We start from the raw sequence: 21,176 nt of genomic DNA, 5'->3' as shown, positions 1-21,176 counted from the left end.
AGGAGTCCTGGGACCGCGTTTCGTTTCGCGTCAGTGTCAGATCGAGATGCCGCGCTGGCGGAGCCAGGAGAGCGGGTCGACCTTCTTCGAGCCGCCGAGCCACACCTCGAAGTGCAGGTGCGGGCCGGTGGACTGGCCGCGGTTGCCGATGGTCGCGATCAGCTGACCGGCGGCCACCCGGGTGCCCTTGCCCGCCTTGATCTCGTTGACGTGGCCGTAGATCGTCACGGTGCCGTCGTCGTGCTGGACGCGGACCCACAGGCCGAAGCCGCTGGCCGGTCCGGCCTCGATGACGGTGCCGGGCGCGACGGACACGATCGGCGTGCCGATGCTGTTGGCGATGTCGATGCCGTAGTGCGTGGTGCCCCAGCGGGCGCCGAACCCGGAGGTGAGCCTGCCGACGGCGGGTCGGGCGAAGCCCGCGGCCGCCTTGCGGGCCGCCTCGGCCGCGGCGGCCTTCTTCTGCTCGGCCGCCTTCTGCTCGGCCAGCCGCTGCTGTTCGGCGGCGACGCGCTGCCGTTCGGCCTCGGCGGCCTTGGCGCGCTGCTCCTGGAGCTGCAGCGCCAGCTGCATCTTGCGGGCCTCGGCGCCGGGGTCGGCCGCGGCGGCGCGCGGCGGCACCAGGACCGGGTACGCGGAGGTGATCTTGTCCGTGGGCGCGCTGAACGCCATCCGCAGGACTTCCTGGACCCGCGTGTCGGACTGCTCGGCGGGCGAACCTGAGATCAGCGGGGCACCGACCGTCAGGACCGCACCGGCGGCCAGGGCGGCCGCCATGAGGTGCTTGCGCGGCTTGGACCGCGCCGGGATGAACTCGCCCCCGACACCGGGAATCGGTGCCGGGACGCGTTTAGAGCCGTCGGAGCTGGACATGCGTGTAGTGCCTTCCGTCTCGGGGAGATCCGGTCGGGCACCGGGCGGGGGATCCCGGCGGCCAAGTGGCCAGCCCTCGTAACCGAACCGTGACGTTCGACGGCGACGCTAACCGTGCGCAACCGAGGAAGGCAAACACGATGTGACCTGGGTCAATAACCGCAGGAAATGGGCGAACAAGCCCTGGAGATCGACTACGCAGAGTGTTCGCAAGATCCAAGCGAAGATCGTTTAATGATCAACTCTTCGGTGAATTCCGGCCGAAACGCGGGCTCACCAGCGGGGATCAAAGTCGTGGCGAAACGGGAAAATTACCCACGAGTAACAACCTGGCTCACGTCTGCGGCGACGAAAGCGCCGCGATCAAGCCTGTTTCGAACAGGCGATCTGTGTGACCAAGGCCACTGTTTCAGAGCGGCGCGAACGGGCAACCAACCCGCTCGCGCCGCGTCGGTCAGCCTTCGATTACGACAACAGTGCGGTTACCAAGCGCCTCGCGCAGCGGGACGACGACGGGCCGCGGGGTGATCACCATGGCGCACGCCTGACTCTCGGGGCCACCCTGCGGCTGCGCCATCGGGCGCAGGCCGATGCGGACGGTCGAGGCCGAGAACTCCAGCACCTCACCCTCCACACCGCCGCATGAGTCGCGGGCCAAGCCGATGAGCTGCAGCGTCTTGCCGTCCGGCGACGCCCAGACCCGGCGTTCGGTGTACTCCTCCGGCAGCGACTTCGACTCGACCTGCCCCGGCGGCAGTTCCTTGAAGTCCGGCGGGACGGCGGTGCCGGTCGGTGCCCCAGTGGGCGCGGTGGTGGGCGGAACCGAGGTCCCGGGGGTGGCCGAGGGCGTCGTGGTGGGCTGCGCGGTCGTGCTCGCAGGCGTGCTGGACGGGGCGGCGCCGGCCTGTTCGGGCTGCTGGCCACACGCCGTCAGGGCGAGCAGGGCCAGGGCTGCTCCAGCGGTAAACAACGAGGTCTTCATGGTGTCAGGACGTTACTAGGCACGTGCGCGGTTGCATGAACAAGAAGGTGCCCCCGGGCGGCTGGGGCAGAGCCGACCCGGGGGCACAGGGATCTTTAGGACTTGCGTTGCTCGGCGCGCAGAACGACCTTGCGTTCACCGAGCGGCTGGTCGAGTTCCGCTGTCACGGTCGGGAAGCGGATGTCCATGGTGCAAATCTCCGCGTTGGCGGGCGTGGTCTCGACCAGGACGAGCACGACCTTCGCGGCCGACTGCTCGGCCACCTCGGCGCTCGCCTTGCCGCAGCCACCCTCCTGCGCGGTGGCGCCGAGCGTCTTGCCGCCCGACTCCGTCCAGACCTTCGTGGGGAACTCGGCGGGCAGCGCGCTGCCGTCGAGTTGCGGGCCCGCAACGGGTTTGGCGTCCGCGGGCGGGGTCCGGCCGGGTTGGCCCACCGGAGCGGTGGACGGCGCGGGCTGGATTTCCGGACTTCTGTCGCTGGTGCCGCAGGCGGCCAACGCGACAAAGAGGGCGCCGGCGCCGAGCACGGTTCCGATTCGGTTCATGTCCGGAGGACGGACACCACCGCCCCGCGGGTTGCACGGAAATCTCACTCCGTGTGCTTAACCGACCTCGATATCGCGACCAGCCAGCGGTTTCTCGCACTCCGCACACAGCAGGAGCATCCAGAACCGGTGGTCGCGGTGCTGGAACTCCAGCGCCGGGCCTTCCGGCGCGACGTACCAGCGCTGGCTCCACTCGACGCCCGACATCACGACCGGGAAGAACGCGCGTCCCTTGTCGGTCAGCCTGAACGTGGCCCGGTCGGCGCGGTCCTGGTCGCCCTCGGCGTGCAGCACGCCGACCTCGCGGAACACGCGCAGCCGGTCGGCGATCACCGTGGCCGGGGCGCCGACCTGGCGGTGGAACTGGGAGAAGCGGGTCGCCCCCAGGTAGGCGGCACTGAGCATGGCCGCGGCCCAGCGGTTGCCGATGAGGGCGCGGCTCTGCGGGAAGAAGCTGGGTCCCAGGTTCGCCGACCCCCCGGCGGGCCTGCGGGTCGCGGCGCTGGGCGCGGACCTCGGCCACGAGCCGCTCGGGCCGAACTCGCCGACGACGTCGCGGGCGGCGGCGACCTCACCGCAGGCGCCGCAAGCCATCAGTGGGGTGAAGTCCGCGCCGCAGCGCAGGTGGCGCAGCCGCGGGAGGGGCTCGACGTGGTCGTCGCCCCACACCTTCTCCCACCCGGCGAGGGTGACGATCATCGGCCACAGCGCGGCGCCGCGCCTGGTCAGCGGGTAGGTGTCCCCCGACACCGCGACGATGCCGAGTTCGGCCATGCGGCGCAGCCTGCCGGAGAGCACCGGCGGGGAGATCGGCAGCAGCTCCAGCCACTGGTCGAAGCTGTCGACGCCCTGCAGCGCGTGCCGCAGGATCAGCAGCGTCCACTCGTCGGCGGTGACGCCGATGAGGAACGCGATCGAGTTGTCGCCACCGGCGTGCAGCGCGGTGGGCTGATCGGGCGGATGGATCATGCTTGGGCGAGCCCGACCGCGACCGCCGGATCCTCGGCGTCGGCCCACCCCGGCAGCGCCGCACCCGGCGCCCAGGTGCTGTGCGTCCCGCTGGAAACCCGTTCCGGGAGGCGGATCCGGGCCACCGGCCCATCGGTGACCCGCCGCGCGTCAAAGACCAGGCACTCGGAGCGGTCGGCATTCATGTCGGTGGTCATGGTGATCAGGTAACCGTCGTCCTCACCTTGGGAACCCGCGCGCGCCGCGAACGCCGTCTCACTGCCGAACACCCCCGCGCCGTACCGGTAGCGCTCCTCACGACCGGTCAGGAGATCGTGTTTGACGAACCCGTCGAACAGGAACCAGCCGGGCTCGCCAGTGGAGGCATAGGTGTAGCGGTAGGGACGTCCAGCGTTGCGAGGGTTGACCATACCGAACTCGGTGATCGTGTCCGTGGCGCGTTCCTCGGTGGCCCGCCCGGTCGCCAGGTTCAGCCGCCAGCGGTGCAGCCGAGTTCCCATGCCGTCCAGGGACAGCATCCGGAACATCCGCGCGTAGCGCTGATCGCCGGGGAACGTCGCGTCGCGGCCTTCCGGGTCGGATTGGAAGAACCCGTCGAGGACGATCTCGTCGCCGTCCTCGTAGGCGTTGACGAAGTGCAACACGAACGTCGGCTCGGCTTCGAACCACGTGACTTTCCCGCCGTGGCGTGGAATCACGCCCAGGCGCAGTGGTAGGTCGGGGTGGAAGCGGGCGGCGTGCTTGCCTTGGGCGAGCAGCTCCGGGGTCCAGAACAGGGGGCAGTCGTTGAGGATCGTGTAGTTCTCGGTGAACGCCAGGTCGTGCGGCAGCCGGGGGCCGGGCAGTTCGACCTCGCCGTAGTGGACCAGCCGGTTCCGCGCGTCGACGACGCCGTAGTTGAGGTACGGCTTCTCCTTGCCGTAGTTGAAGAACAGCAGCTCGCCGGTGGCCGGGTCGACCTTGGTGTGCGCTGAGACCCCGCGGCCGGGGAACCGTCCCTCCCAAGTGGACTTTCCGAGGGTGTCCAGGGTGAGCGGGTCCAGCCGGTAGAGCTCGCCGCACTGGTAGAAGCTGGTGAGCGCGACCCCGGCGTGCACGACGATGTCGGTGCTGGAGGCGTCCTTCATCGCTCCTCTAGCGCCCCACCCGGGTCGCTGGGCCACCTCGGGCGGCTCGGCGATGCCCGCCCAGAGCGAGCGGCCCGCCTCCTGCTCGGCGACGAAGCCGTCGGTGCGGACGAAACGGTTGCGGTAGAACGCTTCCCCGCCCCGGAATCCCACTACGTGGACCATGCCGTCGCCGTCGAAGGGGTGGTAGGCGGCGAGCGCCGGGTGGACCGGGTTCTCGGTGTTACGCAGGTAGACGCCGTCCAGGTCGGCCGGGAGCTCGCCGACGACGTCGAGACGGGTCGCGGATCGCTCGACGGTCTGCGGCCGCCACGGGCCGCTGCGGTAGGGATGGTCGTCGCCCGCGGGCAGCGTGCTCAGGGCGCGCCCGAGGATCTCGACGTCCACGCGCGTTCCCCCCTTGCCGAGCCCTTGCCTGCGCTGGGAAAACGAGACTACAACTAGAACGGGGGCGCTCGGGAGGGGGAACCGGTGAACGAGGCCTACGTGCTCGACTACGTCCGGACCGCCCGCGGCCGGGGCTCCACCGTGGGTGGCCTGCACCATCTGAGCGCGTTGGACCTGGTCACCGGCCTGCAGCGGGCCCTTGTCGAGCGCACGGACTTCGACCCGGGCACGGTCGAGGACGTGGTGATCGGGTGCGCTTCCCAGGTCGGCGAACAGGGCGGCAACCTTGCCCGGACGGCCGTGCTGCTCGCGGGCTGGGGCGACCAGGTGCCCGGGATGACGGTCAACCGGTCCTGCGCCTCCGGGATGGAGGCGGTCGCCCAGGTCGCGGCCAGGGTGCGGGTGGGCGAACTCAGCCTGGCGGTCGCGGGCGGCGTGGAGAGCACGTCGCGAGTGCCGATGTTCAGCGACCGTGCTCCACTGTGGACTGACGCGGAGGTGGTGGCCGCCGCCGGGTCCGTCCACATGGGAGTCGCCGCGGACCTGAACGCGACGATCGACGGGTTCTCCCGCGCCGACCTCGACGCGTATGCCTTGGAATCGCACCACAAAGCGGCGGCGGCCAACCGTGCTGGAGCGTTCTCGCAGTCGCTGGTCCCCTTGGGCGGACTCGACCGCGATGAGCAGGTGCGGCCGCGGGTGAGCCGCGAGTCACTGTCGGCCCTGACACCGGCGTTCGCCGCGATCGGCGCCGACGGTCAGGACGCGCTGGCCCTGTCGAGCCGGGCCTGGCCGGAGCGAATCGAGCACGGGCACACGGTCGGCACCTCCCCCTCGGTGGCCGACGGCGCCGCCCTGCTCCTGATCGGCGACGCCCTCGCCGCCCGCAGGCTGGGCATCACGCCACGGGCCCGGATCGTGTCGTCGTCGGTGGTGGCACACGATCCGGTCACGATGCTGACCGCGGGCCAGGAGGCGATGGTCACGGCGATGCGCCGGGCCGCGATCCGGCCCGGGGAGGTGGACGTCTTCGAATTCGCCGAGTCGTTCGCGGCGTTGTGCCTGCGATTACGGCGGGACTTGGGTGCTGGGCCGGACCGGCTCAATCTGTGTGGGGGGACGCTCGCGGCGGGGCACGCGTTGGGGGCCACGGGGGCGATCATGGTCGGGGAGTGTGTGGAGAATTTGGAGCGGTGTTCTGGGCGGGTTGGGGTGGCTGGGGTCAGTGGGGCGGGTGGGTTGGGAGCCGGTCTCGTGATGTCCCGGATGGTGTGATGCCCTGCTGACTCGGGGTGGGTGCCTGTTTGGGTGGTTCGCCTTGATTCGGGGACCCCTCGAAATGGGGCTGTGCGGGTCAAAAGGCGGGGCGAAGGAACCCCACCCGCACCGCGAGTTTAGCCCCATTTCCCCCGAATCAAGGCGAACCACCCAAACAGGCCGTTCTGTTGGGCCCCTTACGTTTCGCTGGGTGGCATCGGTATCTGTCGCGGTCAGGTCAGGGCGAGGTAGTCCGGGGCCTTGGCACGGTTGGGCACCGACACGGGAGCGCCGAACTGTCTGCGCAGCCAAGGCGCGGCGGTGGTGGTGAGCCAGCGCAAGCTTGGGGCCAGGCCCGCGAGTTCGTGCGGTGGGTCGGCCGGTCGTGGCTCAGGGCGATCCGACCGAACTCCGGTCAGGAGGGCCAGGAACTCGTCGGCGACCACCTGGTGGCCGTAAGGGCTCGGGTGTAGGCGATCAGCACTCCACGCGTGGGTGTCGCCGTCGGCGAGGCGGGCAAGGTCGAGGCAGTGGGCGCGCCTGTTCCTCGCGCTGCCGCGGATGTGGTCGTTGAACCGGCTCAACCGGGACGCGAACCGGGACCGCACCACCGGTGGCAGGGGCAGGACGGCGCCGGGGTCGGGCAGGGTCGCGGTGAGGATGGTGGCGCCGGTGGAACCGACCTGGTCGAGCAGGGTGTCGTAGTCGCGCAGCACCGTGCGCAGGCTGAGGTTGGGCCGGACCAGGTCGTTCATCCCGACGATCGCGCTGACCAGGTCCGGGCGCAGCGCCACCGCGGCGGGGACCTGGGTGGTCAGGACCTCGGCGGTCACCAGGCCCCGCACGGCGAGGTTCGCGTAGCGCAGGCCGCCCTGGCGGCGGGCGATCTCCTCGGCGAAGCGGTCGGCCCAGCCGCGGGGCCTGCCGGTCTCGTCCTCGTCGCCGACGCCCTCGGTGAGGCTGTCCCCCAGCGCGACGAACTTCGTCCACCGTCGGTTCATGTGCCCACGGTAGATCACTCGCGCAGGGTCGCGATGATGCTGAAGCGGTCGCCGCGGAACAGCGACCTGGCGCGGTCGATGGGCCTGCCGTCGGCGTCGCGGGTGAGGCGGTTGAGCAGGAGCATCGGCAGTGCCTGGCTGACGCCGATGAGCTGGGCCTCGCGCGGGGTGGCCAAGATCGTCTCGACCCGTTCCTCGGCGTCGGCCACGGTCACGTCGAACACCTCGCGCAGGTGGTCGTGCAGGGATCCGGTGGGGTCGAACCGGTCGGCGAGACCGGGGAACCGTTCCGCGGCAAGGTAAGTGGACTCCAGCCCGATCCGGTCGCCGTGGGCCGAGACGACCCGTTCGAGGTGCACGATCATCGCGCCGACCCGCACCCCGAGTTCGGCGGCCAAGGGGTTGGCGGCGGGCAGGTGTTCGAGGGTGACAAGCGCGCGGGTGGGCTCGAAGCCCAGATTCGACAAGGCCATCCGCCGCACCAGCTTCGGCGGCGCGACGAAGGTCCCCACGCCCTGCCTGCGGGTGAGCCTGCCTTCCAGCACAAGCTCGCCAACGGCCTGGCGGACGGCAAGACGTGAGACGTCGAACAGGTCGGCGAGGTCGCGCTCCGAGGGCAGCGCCGAACCCTCGCCGAGGGTCTGGATGAGGTCGAGGAGGCGCGACCGCACGGCGAAATACAGCGGGACGCGGCCGTGCTCGGGAATCCCCGCGTGCACCGCCTCGCCCTGCTTCGGGTGACGCCGTTCGCCAGACATGGTCGACGAGCATAGGCCCGCGAGCGCGCCGGCGGGAGATCTCACCGGGCGATCATCCGCGAGGTCGCGGTGACGTTTCGGGAGTCCCGCACGAACCCGGACTGACCCACCCCGCTCGGTCGCGGTGACGTTTCGGGGGTCCCGCACGAACACGCCATCGAAGTTGGCAGTGTTCGTGCGGGACCCCCGAAACGTCACCATCAAAGCGACCGAGCCGCGCCGGCGGGCCGGCGCCATGTCACAGCATCGCGCGCAGCCTGCGTGGGCCGCCGTCGTGACGCGACGGCGGCGGGCCGACGGTCGCGTGGCCGCCGCTGACGAACGCACCCGCCGCCGAGGCCAGGATCGGCTCCACCAGCATCGACCGGATCTCCGGCAGGTCCTCGGCCAGCGCGGCGACCCGCAGAACCAGGTCCTCCAAGGCGGCCAGGTCAGCGGGCTCGCCGCCCCCATACCCGGCGAGCAGCGGCGCGGCGCGCGGCGCGCGGACCAGGTAGGCGGCGTCGGCGTCGGTCAGCGGGACGGCGCGGAACGCGCGGTCGCCGAGCAGGTCGCTGATCATGCCCGCGAGCCCGAAGGACAGCAGCGTGCCGAACGACGGGTCGTCCTGCAGGCCGATGGAGCAGGAGTTCCCCTTGGGCGCCATGCGCTGCACGAACACCTCGTCCACGCCGGACACCTCGCGGAGCTGGTCGTAGGCGGTGCGGATGGCGTCCTCGGTAGTCAGGTCGAGCCGGACGCCGACGAGGTCGTTGCGCCTGCGGAACCGGCGGTCGGCGGTCTTCATCACCACCGGGAGACCCAGCTCGGTCGCGGCCGTGACCGCGTCGGCCGCGCGGGCCACGACCCGGTAGGGCATCACCTGGATGCCGTAGCACCCGAGCACCCGGCGGGTCTGGTCGTCGGTGAGCTCCACTTCGGACCCGCCGCCGGAGGCAAGCGCCGCGGCGACGATCTCCGCGGCTTCGCGGGGGTCGACGTCCTCGGGCCTGCGGTACTCGCCCAGCGGAGCCGACCGCCACCGCGCGTACCGCGTCGCCCGCGACAGCGCCAGCGCCGCGCGTTCCGGGCTCGGATACGACGGGATCGACCCGCGGCCCGGTCCGCCGCCGGGGCCCGCGACCGCCAGTTCGGCGGGGATCCCTTCGGCGGCAAGGAAAGTCGAGACGATCGGTTTGGCGTTCGCGTCGGCCAGCGCCGCTTCCCGCAGCGCACGGGCGTACGCCGTCCCCGGGATCGCCAGCGGCGGAACGAACACGACGATCAGCGAGTCGACATCGTCGCGACGAAGCGCGTCGGTGACCGCGGCGGCGAAGTCCTCCGGCCCCGCCTGCGCGCCGACGTCGACCGGGTCGCCCGCGAGGGCCAGCCCAGTTGCCAAAGCCGAGTCCGCTGCCAGCACACCGATGGCCGAGGAGTTGCCGACCACCGCGACCCGATCCCCCGACGGCAGCGGCTGGTGGGCCAACAGGATCGCGGTGTCGAAGAGCTGCGCGATCGACTCGACGCGGATCACGCCCGCCTGCTCGAAGAGCGTCTGCACACTCGACTCGTCGATCGCGACCCCGGTCGCGGCGAGCGCGGGAAGCACCGCGTGGCGGCCCGATTTCACCGCCACGATCGGCTTGCTGCGGCCGAGCCTTCTGGCGAGCCGGGCGAACTTGCGCGGGTTGCCGAAGGACTCCAGGTAGAGGAGCACCACATCGGTGTTGGGGTCGGTTTCCCAGTACTGCAGCAAATCGTTGGCCGACACGTCGGCGCGGTTGCCCGCCGAGACGAAAGTGGACAGTCCGAGACCGCGCGCGGCCGCGTCGGCGAGGATCGCGGTGCCCAGGGCGCCGGACTGGCAGAAGAAGCCGGTGCGCCCGCGGCCGGGCAGTTTCGGCGCGAGGCTGGCGTTGAGCCGGACTTTCGGGTCCAGGTTGACCACGCCGAGGGCGTTCGGGCCGACCACGCGCATTCCGTGCGCGCGGGCCTCGTCGACGAGCTTGCGCTCCGCGCCGCGCCCCTCCGAGCCGGTCTCGCCGAAACCGGAGGTGACGACCACCAGGGCCTTGACCCCCTTGGCCAGGCAGGCGTCCATGACGTCGTCGACCCGCGCGGCGGGGACGGCGACGACGGCGAGGTCGACCGGGTCCGGGATGTCGAGGACGGTGGCGTAGGCGCGGACGCCGCGCACCGACGGGTGCTCGGCGTTGACCGGGAACACCGGACCGGCGAAGTCGGCGCCGAGCATGTTGCCCAGCACGGCGTACCCGACCTTGGTGCGGTCGGTCGACGCGCCGATCACCGCGACCGACCGGGGATGGAGCAGGTTGTGCACGCTGCGCGCCTCGGCGGCTTGCTCGCGCGCCCACGCGACGCGCACCGAGTCCTCGGTCGGGTCGATCGCGAACTCCAGGTGCAGCACGCCTTCCTCGAACTCGCGGCTCACCTGGTAGCCGGCGTCACGGAAGACGCGGACCATCTGGGCGTTCTCGGAGAGCACCTCGGCCTCGAACCGGCTCAGCCCACGCTCGCGGGCGGCGGCGGCCAGGTGCTCCAGCAGGATCGAGCCGAGCCCGCGGCGCTGGTGGTCGTCGGCGACGACGAAGGCGACCTCGGCGGAGTCCTGGCCGGGCAGCCGCTCATAGCGCCCCACGGCGACGATGTCGTCGCCGAGCAGGGCCACGAACGCGACCCGGTCGCGGTGGTCGACCGTGCTGAACCGCACGAGGTCGCGCGCCGGGATGCGCGGATACGGTGAGAAATAACGGAAGTAGCGGGTTCGGTCGGACAGCTTGGCGTGGAAGGCGACCAGCGCGTCGCCGTCACTGGGCACGATGGGTCGCAAGTGGACAGTCTGGCCGTCGGAGAGCACGACATCGGCTTCCCAGCGGCGCGGATAGTCGTACGGGTCGTACGCGGGCGTGTCGGCCACGTCAGTCCCTCGGGTCGTCCGGATCGAGCCCGTGCAGCGGGAACACGGCCCGCCGCACGTCCCGGATCACGGCGTCGATCGGCCGGTCCAGCCCGCCGCCCCACGGGTCGAACGCGGTGTCGCGCCCGTCGCTCATGGTCGTCGGCAGATCGGCGTGCGGCGCTATCTTGCGCACGGTCGCCGTCCAGTCCGCGGGCACCCGGGTCTCGGGGGCGACGTCGCGGTCGAGCACGGTGGCGATCAGGTGGGTCCAGGAGCGCGGGACCACCCGCAGCAGCTGGTATCCGCCGCCGCCGGTGGCGAGCCACTTGCCGCCCGCGTACCGGTCGGCCAGCCCGCGCAGTGTCCGGTAGATCTCGCGGTGGCCGTCGACCGACAGGGACAGGTCGGCGAGCGGGTCCTCCTCGTGGGTGTCCACGCCGCACTGGGTGACCAGGATCTGCGGGCGGAACGCCGACAGCAGCGACGGGACGACCGCGGTGAACACGCGCAGCCACGCCGGGTCGCGCGTGTGCGGCGGCAGGGGGATGTTGACCGAGGAGCCCATGGCCTCGCGGCCGCCGAGTTCGTTGACGAACCCGGTGCCCGGCCACAGCGTCGCCGGGTTCTGGTGCAGGGACACGGTCAGGACCCGCGGGTCGTCGTAGAACGCGGCCTGGACGCCGTCGCCGTGGTGGACGTCGACGTCGAGGTAGGCGATGCGGTCGAAGCCGTTGTCGAGCAGCCAGGAGATGGCCACGGCGCAGTCGTTGTAGACGCAGAACCCGGCGGCGCGGTCCCGCATCGCGTGGTGCAGCCCGCCCGCGATGCTCACGGCCCGGGTGGCCGCGCCCGACGCGATCTCCCGGGCGCCCAGCAGCGACCCGCCCACGACCAGCGCGGACGCGGCGTGCATCTGGTCGAACACGGGGTTGTCATCGGTGCCGAGTCCGTGCCCGACATCCCACGTCACCGTCGGCGCCTGCTGCACGGCCCGCACGTAGCCGAGTTCGTGCACCCGCTCCAAATCGGACTCGGTCGCGGGCTCGGGGACCCGCAGCTCCACCCCGTCGAGCACGCCGAGCGCCGAGGCCAGGCGCATGGTGAGTTCGAGGCGGATCGGATTGAACGGGTGCTCACCGCCGAGGTCGTAACCGAGCAGCGAGGAGTCCCAGACGACGGCGGCTCGATCACCCATATGCCGACCCTAGTGTCCCGACACGCTTCCCGTCGCCACCGAAGCCCTGCGATCCGCCGCACTCGGGCCGCCGCGATCGACCGGCCCGCGCCGCGCGTCGCCGCGGTCGGTGGACCCGCGGGAACCTCACCGGGCCACCACCATGTGGTCGTCCGGCCGCCGGCGGCCACGGGCTGGGCATGGCGGTCCGGGTGTCCACGCCACCACGCGACCGTCCGGCGACCGGCGACCGCGGGCTGGGCATGACGACCCGGGTGTCCACGCCACCACGCGACCGTCCGGCGACCGGCGACCGCGGGCTGGGCATGACGACCCGGGTATCGACGCCACCACCTGGCCCAACCGGCGTCCGTAGGCGTGGCGGCCCGGATGTCCACGCCACCATTTGACCGTCCGGCGACCGGCGACCGCGGGCTGGGCGTGGTGGCCTGGTAGCCACACCACCCACACCTCGCCGCCCCCCATGTCGCCTTTCGCGGCGCGCTGGGGCTACTCGCCCGGTTGGTCGCCAGTCGCCACGGGGCGGGTGGGGTCGACGCACCAGTGGGACCAGGAGCCCGCGTACAGCGCGGCAGGCCGCTCGCGGGTCGTGACGCCCGCGACCTCCAGCGCGAGGACCACCGATGACGCGGTCACCCCGGAGCCGCAGTACGCGCCGACAGGCTCGCCCGGGCGCACGCCCAGTGCCTCGAAGCGTTCGGCCAGTTCGGTGGCGGGCTTCCACCTGCCGTCGCGCAGGTGCTCGGTGAACGGGGCATTGCGGGCACCCGGCACGTGTCCGGCGCGCGGGTCGATGGGCTCGATGTCACCTCGGTACCGCTCGGGCGCGCGGGCGTCCAGCAGCACGCCTTCGCGGGCGAGGTCGGCCGCGCCGTCGGCGTCGACTACCGGCATCCCGCCGGGGCGGACCTCGATGTCGCCCTCTTCGGGCGTCACCTCATCGGTGGTCACCGGGTTGCCTGCCGCCACCCAGGCCGCGTAGCCGCCGTCGAGCACAACGACGTCCTCATGGCCCGCCCAGCGCAGCAGCCACCAGACTCGGGCGGCTATCGAGCCGTTGTCGGAGTCGTAGGCCACGACCGGGCGGTCGGCGCGCACACCGGCTTCCCGCAGCACCCGCTGCAGGTCTTCCTCCGCTGGTAGAGGGTGCCTTCCGCCCGCGCCGGGCGCGGCGGCGAGATCGGCGTCGAGGTCGAGGTAGACGGCGCCCGGCAGGTGTCCCTCGGCGTAGTCCTCCCGCCCGGGAGGGCCGCCGAGGCGCCAGCGGACGTCGAGCAGCACCGGCGAATTCGGACTGTCCAGCCAGGACAGAAGGTCGGCGGCGGAGATGAGGGGCCCGGTGAGTGCGGTCACCCCGCCATCCTGCCGCACCGCCGTGTGATCACTCACGGCTACATAGCCGCAGCCCTGTCGGGTGCAGCGACTACCATTGGAGCCGACGAAGGGGAACGGCGTGAACGATCTCATCGACACCACAGAGATGTACCTGCGGACGATCTACGAACTCGAGGAAGAGGGCGTCGTCCCCCTGCGTGCCCGCATCGCGGAACGCCTCGGCCAGAGCGGGCCCACCGTGAGCCAGACCGTGGGCCGGATGGAGCGCGACGGGCTGCTCATCGTCGCGGGCGACCGCCACCTCGAACTCACCGACCACGGCCGTTCCCTGGCCATCGCCGTGATGCGCAAGCACCGCCTCGCCGAGCGCCTGCTCGTCGACGTCATCGGCCTGGAGTGGGAGCAGGTCCACAGCGAGGCGTGCCGCTGGGAGCACGTGATGAGCGAGGCCGTCGAGCGCAAGCTGGTCAAGCTCCTCGGCCACCCCACGACGTCTCCGTACGGCAACCCGATCCCCGGCTTGGACGAACTCGGCGAGGGCGAGCCCGCTCCCCCGGTCGAAGCGGGCCTGGTCCGCCTCGACGAGGTCGCCCGCCGCGGCGGCGGCACCGTGGAGGTCCGCCGCATCGCCGAACACGTGCAGCTCGACTCGCAGCTGATGGGCGAGCTCAAGGCCGTGGGGATGATGCCCGGCGAGATGATCGCCGTCGGCGCGGCCAAGGGCGAAGGCAACATCGAGATCACCGGCGCGGGCAACACCGCCCAGCTGGCCCCGATCGTCCTGCACGCGGTGCTGGCTCGCTCGACGTGACCAGAGGCTTCGACCAGGGCACCAACCTGCCCGACTACAGGCACAGCACCACCCCGGTCAGCCCGCTCGACCCACCCCGCAGCTCGCCACCGTGGGGCACGGTCGAACCTGAGGGCATGCCGCACACGCCAGTGGCCGCCAGCACCGACGGCCACGGCACTGGCACGTCCAGCGCCGTGCCCGACGGCAGCCGAACCGGCGAAGCACCGGGAGCCACCGCGACCAGTGGATCCCACCGGTCGTCATCGGCTTCCGACCCCAACCGCCCCAGCGGCGAGCAGCCAGGCGCGAGCGCGGGCGCTCCCAGGGCGGGCGCTCCAAATGCAGCCGGTCCGACGGCCGCGCCGAATGCGGCCGCTCCGAACGCAGGCGGTCCCAACGCGGGCACTCCGAACGCCGGCGGTCCCAACGCAGGCGGTCCCAACGCAGGCGGTCCCAACGCAGGCGGTCCCAACGCAGGCGGTCCGAACGCAGGCGGTCCGGTCGGGACCGGTCCGACTGCGGCCGGTCCGGTCGGGGCGACCCCAGCCATGCGAGCGGCCGACGCGTTCCGGCGGGAGCACGGCCGTGCCCCTGCCGGTGTCTGGTCCGCGCCCGGCCGGGTGAATCTCATCGGTGAGCACACCGATTACAACGACGGTTTCGTCCTCCCTTTCGCCCTTCCCTTCCGTATCGCCGTCGCCGCGGCGCCGCGGGATGACGGGCTGCTCACCGCCACCACCGTGGGCGAGGGCGGTGTCGCCCAGCACGCGGGCCCGGTCGCGGTGGCGGATCTGCGTCCCGGCGGGGTGACCGGGTGGGCCGCATACCCGTGCGGTGTGGCCTGGGTGCTGCGCGACCACGGTTTCGACACCGGCGCCGACCTGGTCATCGCGGGCGACGTCCCGACGGGCGCCGGGCTGTCGTCGTCGCACGCCCTGCAGTGCGCGGTCGCGCTCGCCCTGCTCGACCTCGGGTCCGGTGAGCGGCCGTCGCTGACCGAACTGGCCCGCTGGGTCCAGCGGTCGGAGAACGACTTCGTCGGCGCCCCGACCGGCCTGCTCGACCAGACCGCGTCCCTGTGCTGCGTGGACGCGCACGTCCTGTTCGTCGACGTCCGCTCCGGCGAGCAGGAACAGATCCCGTTCGACGCGTCCGCCCATGGCCTCGAAGTCCTGGCGATCGACACCCGGGTCAGCCACTCGCTGGCCGACTCGGCCTACGGCGACCGGCGCAAGGGCTGCGAGCACGCGGCCGAGCTGTTGGGCCTCCCTTCTCTCCGTGATGCCAGTGACGTGTCCGGGCTTCCACCCGAGTTGCTGCCGCTGGCCAGGCATGTGGTGTCCGAGAACGAACGGGTCCTGCGAACCGTCGAGGCGCTGCGCGCGGACGCCCCCGAGCGGATCGGTGCCCTGTTGACGGAGTCGCACCGCAGCCTGCGCGACGACTACCGCGTGTCGTGCGTGGAGCTCGACGTCGCGGTGGAGGCCGCGGTCGGTGCTGGAGCCCTGGGCGCCCGGATGACCGGTGGCGGGTTCGGTGGCACGGCCATCGCACTGGTGCCCGTCGACCGGGTCGCGCGGGTCCGGTCGGCCGTGCTGGCCGCGTTCGCGGACCGGTCGTTCGTCCCGCCGCGAATGTTCCCGGCGGTGCCGTCCGCGGGCGCGGGCCGGGACTTCTGAGCGTCGCTGTGCGGTAGGCGGGGCGTCGGCCGGAGTGTGCCGTGCGCGACACTAGGGTCGTCGCGAAGGCGAGACACGCCGTCGCGAGGACGAGGAAGGCGAGGACCACGGTGAAGCTGCTCGTGACCGGTGGAGCGGGGTATGTCGGCAGCGTCTGCGCGGCGCGGCTGGTGGAGACCGGGCACGAGGTCGTGGTCGTGGACGACCTGTCGACCGGGCACGCGGACGCCATCCCCGAGGGCGCCCGGTTCGTCGAGGGCGATCTCGCCGAGGTGGCGCCCAAGCTGCTCGCCGAGGGGTTCGACGGCGTGCTGCACTTCGCGGCGAAGTCACTGGTCGGCGAGTCCATGCAGGACCCCGGCAAGTACTGGAACGGCAACGTCCTCACCTCCCTTCGGCTGCTCGACGCCATGCGTGAGCACGGCACCCCTCGACTGGTGTTCTCCTCGACCGCCGCGACCTACGGCGAGCCGGAGCAGGTCCCGATCCTCGAGACCGCCCCCACCCGCCCCACCAACACCTACGGCGCCACCAAGCTCGCCATCGACCACGCCATCACCTCCTACGCCGCCGCCCACGGCCTGGCCGCGGTGAGCCTGCGCTACTTCAACGTGGCGGGCGCGTACGGCTCCTTCGGCGAGCGGCACACCACCGAGACCCACCTGATCCCGATCGTGCTGCAGGTCGCCATGGGCAAGCGGGACAAGCTGTCCATCTACGGGGAGGACTACCCGACCCCCGACGGCACCTGCGTGCGCGACTACATCCACGTCCTCGACCTCGCCGAGGCCCACCTCCTCGCCCTGGGCCACGCCGTCGCGGGCGAGCACCAGATCTTCAACCTCGGCACCGGCACCGGCTTCTCCAACCGCGAGGTCGTGCAGACCTGCCGCGAGGTCACCGGCCACGCCATCCCGGCGGAGTTCGCCGACCGACGGCCGGGAGACCCGGCGATCCTCGTCGCCTCGTCGGACGCCGCGAGCACGCGACTGGGCTGGAAGCCCGAACGCCCCGACCTGCGCACCATTGTCAGCGACGCCTGGGAGTTCACCCGCGCCCGAGGCTGACCCGGCGCAGATGCCCGTCCCCGGGAAGCAGCCAACGCGGTCAACCATGTCGCGCGCGGCGAACCTGGTGCACTGACTGCGGGTGCCCGCCATGCTCATGGGCTGGTGCGGGCCCAGCAGGGCGTTGCCCGCCGCCACGGTGAACCCCAACGAACGCCGCCAGGTCTCGGATTCATGGCGTCGCCCTGATGCGGGTCGCATGTTTGCCCGCACTGCTGTTCGCGCGGGTTCGGGGGCCGAGCGGCTGCAGGCGCGCAGTGGTTTCACGGTGCCGCCCTGGTCCGGGTCGCGTGTTGGCCGGCGCGGGTGATGATCTCGCGGAGTTCTGTCGGGGCGATCGCGTGGCCGATCGCCGCGCGCAGGAGGACGGCCAGGGAGTGGCCGGGGTTGGCCTCCATCGCGACGTCCAAGGCGATCTGCGCGAGCGGGCCGTCCCCGCCGAGGTACGCGCCGATCGCCAGCAGCACGGCGGGTTGCGCGCGTTCAGGAGCCGGGGTCGACCGGGTCAGCCGGGTCCACAGGCGTACCGCCGCGGGCGCCCGGGCGGACAGCGCGATCTTGAGGCATTCGCTCCTGACGTCGCTGTGGCACAGGGCCAACGCCAACGCGGCGATGCGTTCGTCGTCCCAGCGAGGCTCCACAGCGCGGCCTGATGAGTCCACTGTGGATGGCGCGAAGTCCTCCAGCGCCGCTTCGACCAGGGTCCAGTCCCGGGAGAAGGCTTCGGGATCGCACTTCCCGGCGTGGTCTTGGGCCAGAGCGTGGATCAGCACGGCGCGGCGGCGTATGGCGTCGGGAGGGTCGGGTGCCAGCGTCGCGGCCAGGGCCTCACGGGTGGGGTACTTCACCAGTCCCGCGACCGCCAGCGCGGCGGCGACCGGAGCGCTGTCCGGATCGGGGACGTCCCCCGACCGTTCAGGATCGTCGTAGCACCACCACTTCTCCCCCACCTTGGCGGACTGGGCCCAGACGACCCGCTCGACCGCCACCCCTTCCTCCTCGAACGCGGCGCGGACCAAGTCGACGAAAGGGCTCCGCGGCAACGGGCCCGGACCGCCTCCGGTGACCAGGACGAAGACGCGACGGCCGCCGTTCTGGGCGCACGCCTGGCTCAGGTACCGCGCCAGCGGCAGTTCGTCGCCCGGCTCGGGAAGGTCCGAGCGCATCAGTTGGCCGATCCGGCAGCGCGGACCGTCGTCGACGACCGTGAGCATGGTGATCGAGTCGACCGGGTGAAAGCCGAGCAGCGTCGGCACGGCCGCTACGAAGTCGCCTTCGTCGGCGAGGGTGATGGTGGCGTGGAGGTGCGTCATGGGACCACTGTGCGGCGGATCCGGCCGCCGGGACACCCACCGTGATTCCACTGTGGATAGCGCATTGACCACTGTGGACAAGGGCCCGACGAGACCGTGGTTTCGTCGGGCCCCCGCGTTACCCTCTTCAGCCGCAGTGTTCGAACGGGCTGGCGTAGGACGCCGACCCGACCGACCCGCCCCACTTCACGCACTTGCCCGGCGCGGACCGCTTCACCGGTCCCGCGTAGTACTTGTACGACCCGGAGTCCGTGGTTCGCGTACCGCCCGCGACCTCGAGGAACGCCGAGACCGCGGAGGCCGTGCCGATGTTGACCGACTTGATCGTGGCGACGCAGTTGTACCCGTTGCCGGAGTTGTAGAGCAGGTAGGTCCGACCCGACGTGCCCAGCGCCGCGGAGTCGATCACGCTGTAGCCGCTGCCGCACACTTCCTGCGGCGTGTACGGATTCCCGCCACCGCACCGGTTGTTGCTCGTGTAGCTGCGAGTGCCCCAGTAGAAGATCTGGCTGCCGTTGAACACAATCTTCTGCGCGACTCCGTTGAGCCGCTGCTCGAAGTGCAGGTGAGGCCCGGACGACCCACCCGTGCTGCCGACGTTGCCGATGAGCTGGCCGATCGAGACGGACTGCCCGACCGAGACACGCCGCACCGACAGGTGCGCGTAGCGGGTCCGCCAGCCGGAGCCGTGATCGATCTCGATCCACTGCCCGTAGCTGACGTCGCCTTCGCTCTCCGAGCGGCTGACCGTGCCGCCCGCGGACGCGACCACCGGGTCGTTGAGATCGTCGGTGCGGTTGAAGTCGACCGCGTTCGCCGGACTGTGGTCACTGCGGGTCTGCCCGGACCAGACCTGCCCACAGGGGAATGGCATTTGGAAGCCCGGAGCGGCCGCGGCGACGCCCTCGCCCAACACGAGGAGCGCCGCCGCGACGACTGTGGTGCACGCCAGGGATAAGTACCTGTTCATCTGACACCTCCGCGAAGATCCGATACATCGATCGGACCACGACGTATGTCGGCGCGAAAGGCTCGACAGACGACTCGACGGTGAACAGTTTCCTGGCTAGGGGTTCATTAGGGGACTATCCAACGGAGGCGCGGACGGCCGCCTGACCTCCCACTGCGGGCAGGGTCAGGTAGCTGTGCGACAGGTCCAGGGAGATCCCCGCACCCGGGCGTGGGCGCAGCGTGTAGTCGTAGTCGCTGGACATGACTACCACCGCGAGGCTGTGGCCCGCAGCCAGGACGTAGTCGTCCGGGACGAGGTCCACCTGGATGTCGTAAGCCTTGCCCGGCTGGATCGGCTTGGTCTGGCTCGGCGACTGCCGGTTCTGCGGGTCGGTCCATCCACGCGTCACGATCGACGTCTTGCCGTCCGGCGCGCGGTCGACCAGCAGCACGGTCACGTTCGCCGCGGGCTTGCTGAACGACAGCCGCAGGTCGGCCCGGACGACGCCGCTGATCCGCAGCGGCTGCGCGGCGGGGCGGGTCACGTAGGACAGCCGGTTGTCCGACGCCGCCGCGGCCGCGAGTTCCTCCGCGGTCTTGGCCACGTCATCGGTCAGCGACTCGACCACCGGGCGACCGAACGACGGACGCGCGCTCAGCCCACCGTGGGCCGAACCGCCCACGGACGGGTAGAGCCGGGCGGACATGGTCCCCGGCGCGGGCCAGTCGGCTTCGTCGTGCCAGGTCATGTCCTCACGCTGGACGGTCGACTTCGGCTCGTCCTCGACGCCGTTGTCGATCGCGTAGAGGTAGTGCGACATCCACCGGTTGAGCGCCACCATCCACTCGGCCTGGCGCAGCCGGAACGGGTCGGCGTGGCCGGACTGGTGCAGCCAGATCTTGTGCTCGACCCCGTGCCGCTTGAGCGCGGTGTACCACTGCTCGACGTGGGTCATCTTGACGTTCCAGTCGTTGAGCCCGTGCACGGCGAACACCGAAGCCCGAACGTTCCCGACGTCGTTGAGGTAGTTCCGCTCGTCCCAGAAGGGGCTGTAGTCACCGGTCACCCGGTCCTGCTCGGTCAGGATCTCGGCGATCACCGGCTTGCAGATCTCGCGGTCTTCGCGCGTGTAGACGTAGTCCGCGAGCACATCGAGGTCTTCACCCTGGAACGTCCCGGGCGCCACGACCAGACCGTCGGCCCGGTAGTAGTCGTACCAACTGGAGATCGCCGCGATCGGGACGATGGTCTCCAGACCCTCGACACCGGTCGTGGCGACCGCGTTGGGCAGGGTGCCGTTGTAGGACACGCCCATCATGCCGACCTTGCCGGTGGTCCAGTCCGCGGCGACCGGTGCGCCCGCCGCGTCGGCACCGGGGGCACGGCCGTTGAGCCAGTCCACGACCGACTTGGCGCCGATGGTCTCGTTGCGGCCGCCGCTGGTGGGGCAGCCGGTGGAGAGCCCGGAACCGAGCGACTCGGCGTAGACCACGGCGAAGCCGCGCGCGGTGAAGTAGGACTCGTAGCGCCAGGTGATCGGCGCGTTCGGTCCCATCGCGGCGGTGACGCGCTCGTCGGACAACCCGCGCGAAGCGGTCTTGTGGCCGCCGTTTCCGGGCTTGCCGGGGACGTACAACTCTTGGTCGACGCCGTGGTTGGGCACGTCGTTGCCACCCGCGTAATACGGGCTCGCCTGGTAGATGACCGGCACCTTCATACCGAGTTCGGTGGCCTTGGGCCGGACGACCTCGACGTGGACGAGGTCGTCCTTGCCGTCGAAGTCGGAGTCGACCGGCGCGGAGACCCAGAGGGACTGGCGGACGACGTCCTTCGGGTCGAAGACCGGCTGCGCCTGTCCGTCGGCGAAGACCGGCTTGGGCGGGTCGACCTGGGCGGAGGCGCTGCTGGTGAGCAGGGGAACGGCGAGTAAGGCGGCCAGGGCCGTGACGGCGGGTCGCGCACGTCTCATGGTTGACTCCAGACGAGGCAGGGTGTCAGGTCGGGCCGAACCATTCCGTCAACGTCCACAGGGTGTCAATAC

The 21,176-nt window shown here is 71.3% G+C and carries 18 protein-coding genes; 4 read left to right on the top strand and 14 right to left on the bottom strand.

Annotation, left to right across the window (positions count from 1 at the left end):
- Positions 1 to 36: 36 nt before the first annotated feature.
- The 5 genes from C8E96_RS19310 to C8E96_RS19290 all read right to left on the bottom strand — a co-directional run bounded on the left by C8E96_RS19310 (position 37) and on the right by C8E96_RS19290 (position 4,883).
- Positions 37 to 873 carry a M23 family metallopeptidase gene (locus C8E96_RS19310; protein ID WP_091371555.1) on the bottom strand — a complete coding sequence of 279 codons (837 nt, stop codon included), beginning with the start codon at positions 871 to 873 and terminating at the stop codon, positions 37 to 39.
- A gap of 454 nt (positions 874 to 1,327) precedes the next feature.
- Positions 1,328 to 1,855 (bottom strand): hypothetical protein, encoded by a 528-nt coding sequence (locus tag C8E96_RS19305; protein ID WP_091371557.1) that lies wholly within the window; start codon positions 1,853 to 1,855, stop codon positions 1,328 to 1,330.
- Between the two features lie 95 nt (positions 1,856 to 1,950).
- Positions 1,951 to 2,400, bottom strand: coding sequence for a hypothetical protein (locus tag C8E96_RS19300; protein WP_091371559.1), 450 nt, complete (start codon positions 2,398 to 2,400; stop codon positions 1,951 to 1,953).
- A gap of 57 nt (positions 2,401 to 2,457) precedes the next feature.
- Positions 2,458 to 3,369: a winged helix-turn-helix transcriptional regulator gene (locus C8E96_RS19295; protein ID WP_091371561.1), complete on the bottom strand. Its 912-nt coding sequence runs from the start codon at positions 3,367 to 3,369 to the stop codon at positions 2,458 to 2,460.
- Positions 3,366 to 4,883, bottom strand: a complete 1,518-nt coding sequence (locus tag C8E96_RS19290) for a carotenoid oxygenase family protein (RefSeq protein ID WP_091371563.1) — start codon at positions 4,881 to 4,883, stop codon at positions 3,366 to 3,368. Before C8E96_RS19290 ends, C8E96_RS19295 begins: the two co-directional genes overlap by 4 nt.
- Before the next feature lie 84 nt (positions 4,884 to 4,967).
- On the opposite strand from C8E96_RS19290, the gene C8E96_RS19285 reads away from it, so the two are divergent.
- Entirely contained in the window at positions 4,968 to 6,158 is a 1,191-nt protein-coding gene (locus C8E96_RS19285; RefSeq protein ID WP_091371565.1) for an acetyl-CoA C-acyltransferase, read from the top strand.
- Between the two features lie 215 nt (positions 6,159 to 6,373).
- Here the strand turns inward: C8E96_RS19285 and C8E96_RS19280 are convergent, their stop codons facing one another.
- From C8E96_RS19280 to C8E96_RS19260, 5 genes are all read right to left on the bottom strand, one after another.
- Positions 6,374 to 7,141 (bottom strand): SGNH/GDSL hydrolase family protein, encoded by a 768-nt coding sequence (locus C8E96_RS19280; protein ID WP_091574726.1) that lies wholly within the window; start codon positions 7,139 to 7,141, stop codon positions 6,374 to 6,376.
- A gap of 14 nt (positions 7,142 to 7,155) precedes the next feature.
- A complete protein-coding gene (locus C8E96_RS19275) occupies positions 7,156 to 7,899 on the bottom strand; it encodes a GntR family transcriptional regulator (RefSeq protein WP_091371569.1) in 744 nt (247 codons plus the stop codon).
- 238 nt (positions 7,900 to 8,137) lie between these two features.
- Positions 8,138 to 10,819: a bifunctional acetate--CoA ligase family protein/GNAT family N-acetyltransferase gene (locus C8E96_RS19270; RefSeq protein WP_091371572.1), complete on the bottom strand. Its 2,682-nt coding sequence runs from the start codon at positions 10,817 to 10,819 to the stop codon at positions 8,138 to 8,140.
- A gap of 1 nt (position 10,820) precedes the next feature.
- Positions 10,821 to 11,996 carry an acetoin utilization protein AcuC gene (locus C8E96_RS19265; protein ID WP_091371574.1) on the bottom strand — a complete coding sequence of 392 codons (1,176 nt, stop codon included), beginning with the start codon at positions 11,994 to 11,996 and terminating at the stop codon, positions 10,821 to 10,823.
- A gap of 489 nt (positions 11,997 to 12,485) precedes the next feature.
- Entirely contained in the window at positions 12,486 to 13,349 is an 864-nt protein-coding gene (locus C8E96_RS19260; protein ID WP_228769740.1) for a sulfurtransferase, read from the bottom strand.
- 100 nt (positions 13,350 to 13,449) lie between these two features.
- On the opposite strand from C8E96_RS19260, the gene C8E96_RS19255 reads away from it, so the two are divergent.
- Positions 13,450 to 14,142, top strand: a complete 693-nt coding sequence (locus C8E96_RS19255) for a metal-dependent transcriptional regulator (protein WP_091371577.1) — start codon at positions 13,450 to 13,452, stop codon at positions 14,140 to 14,142.
- A 34-nt stretch (positions 14,143 to 14,176) separates the two neighbouring features.
- Here C8E96_RS19255 and C8E96_RS19250 read toward each other — a convergent pair whose 3' ends face one another.
- Positions 14,177 to 14,359, bottom strand: coding sequence for a hypothetical protein (locus C8E96_RS19250; RefSeq protein ID WP_091574724.1), 183 nt, complete (start codon positions 14,357 to 14,359; stop codon positions 14,177 to 14,179).
- Between the two features lie 313 nt (positions 14,360 to 14,672).
- Between C8E96_RS19250 and galK the strand changes: the two genes are divergently transcribed.
- Together galK and galE are read left to right on the top strand one after the other, a co-directional pair.
- A complete protein-coding gene (galK, locus tag C8E96_RS19245; RefSeq protein WP_091371580.1) occupies positions 14,673 to 15,803 on the top strand; it encodes a galactokinase in 1,131 nt (376 codons plus the stop codon).
- Positions 15,804 to 15,913: 110 nt separating this feature from the next.
- On the top strand, positions 15,914 to 16,870 hold the full coding sequence (gene galE / locus C8E96_RS19240) for a UDP-glucose 4-epimerase GalE (RefSeq protein ID WP_091371582.1): 957 nt from the start codon (positions 15,914 to 15,916) through the stop codon (positions 16,868 to 16,870).
- 263 nt (positions 16,871 to 17,133) lie between these two features.
- Here the strand turns inward: galE and C8E96_RS19235 are convergent, their stop codons facing one another.
- The 3 genes from C8E96_RS19235 to C8E96_RS19225 all read right to left on the bottom strand — a co-directional run bounded on the left by C8E96_RS19235 (position 17,134) and on the right by C8E96_RS19225 (position 21,104).
- Positions 17,134 to 18,183: a DUF4192 domain-containing protein gene (locus C8E96_RS19235; protein ID WP_091371583.1), complete on the bottom strand. Its 1,050-nt coding sequence runs from the start codon at positions 18,181 to 18,183 to the stop codon at positions 17,134 to 17,136.
- A 127-nt stretch (positions 18,184 to 18,310) separates the two neighbouring features.
- A complete protein-coding gene (locus C8E96_RS19230; RefSeq protein ID WP_091371586.1) occupies positions 18,311 to 19,153 on the bottom strand; it encodes a M23 family metallopeptidase in 843 nt (280 codons plus the stop codon).
- A gap of 115 nt (positions 19,154 to 19,268) precedes the next feature.
- Positions 19,269 to 21,104, bottom strand: coding sequence for a Xaa-Pro dipeptidyl-peptidase (locus C8E96_RS19225; protein ID WP_091371587.1), 1,836 nt, complete (start codon positions 21,102 to 21,104; stop codon positions 19,269 to 19,271).
- Between the last annotated feature and the right edge of the window lie 72 nt (positions 21,105 to 21,176).

The sequence above is a fragment of the Actinokineospora alba genome, assembly GCF_004362515.1.
GTDB classification, from domain to species: Bacteria; Actinomycetota; Actinomycetes; order Mycobacteriales; family Pseudonocardiaceae; genus Actinokineospora; species Actinokineospora alba.
The sequence above is the reverse complement of the archived record's forward strand: the minus strand, read 5'-3'. Positions and strand labels throughout refer to the sequence as shown.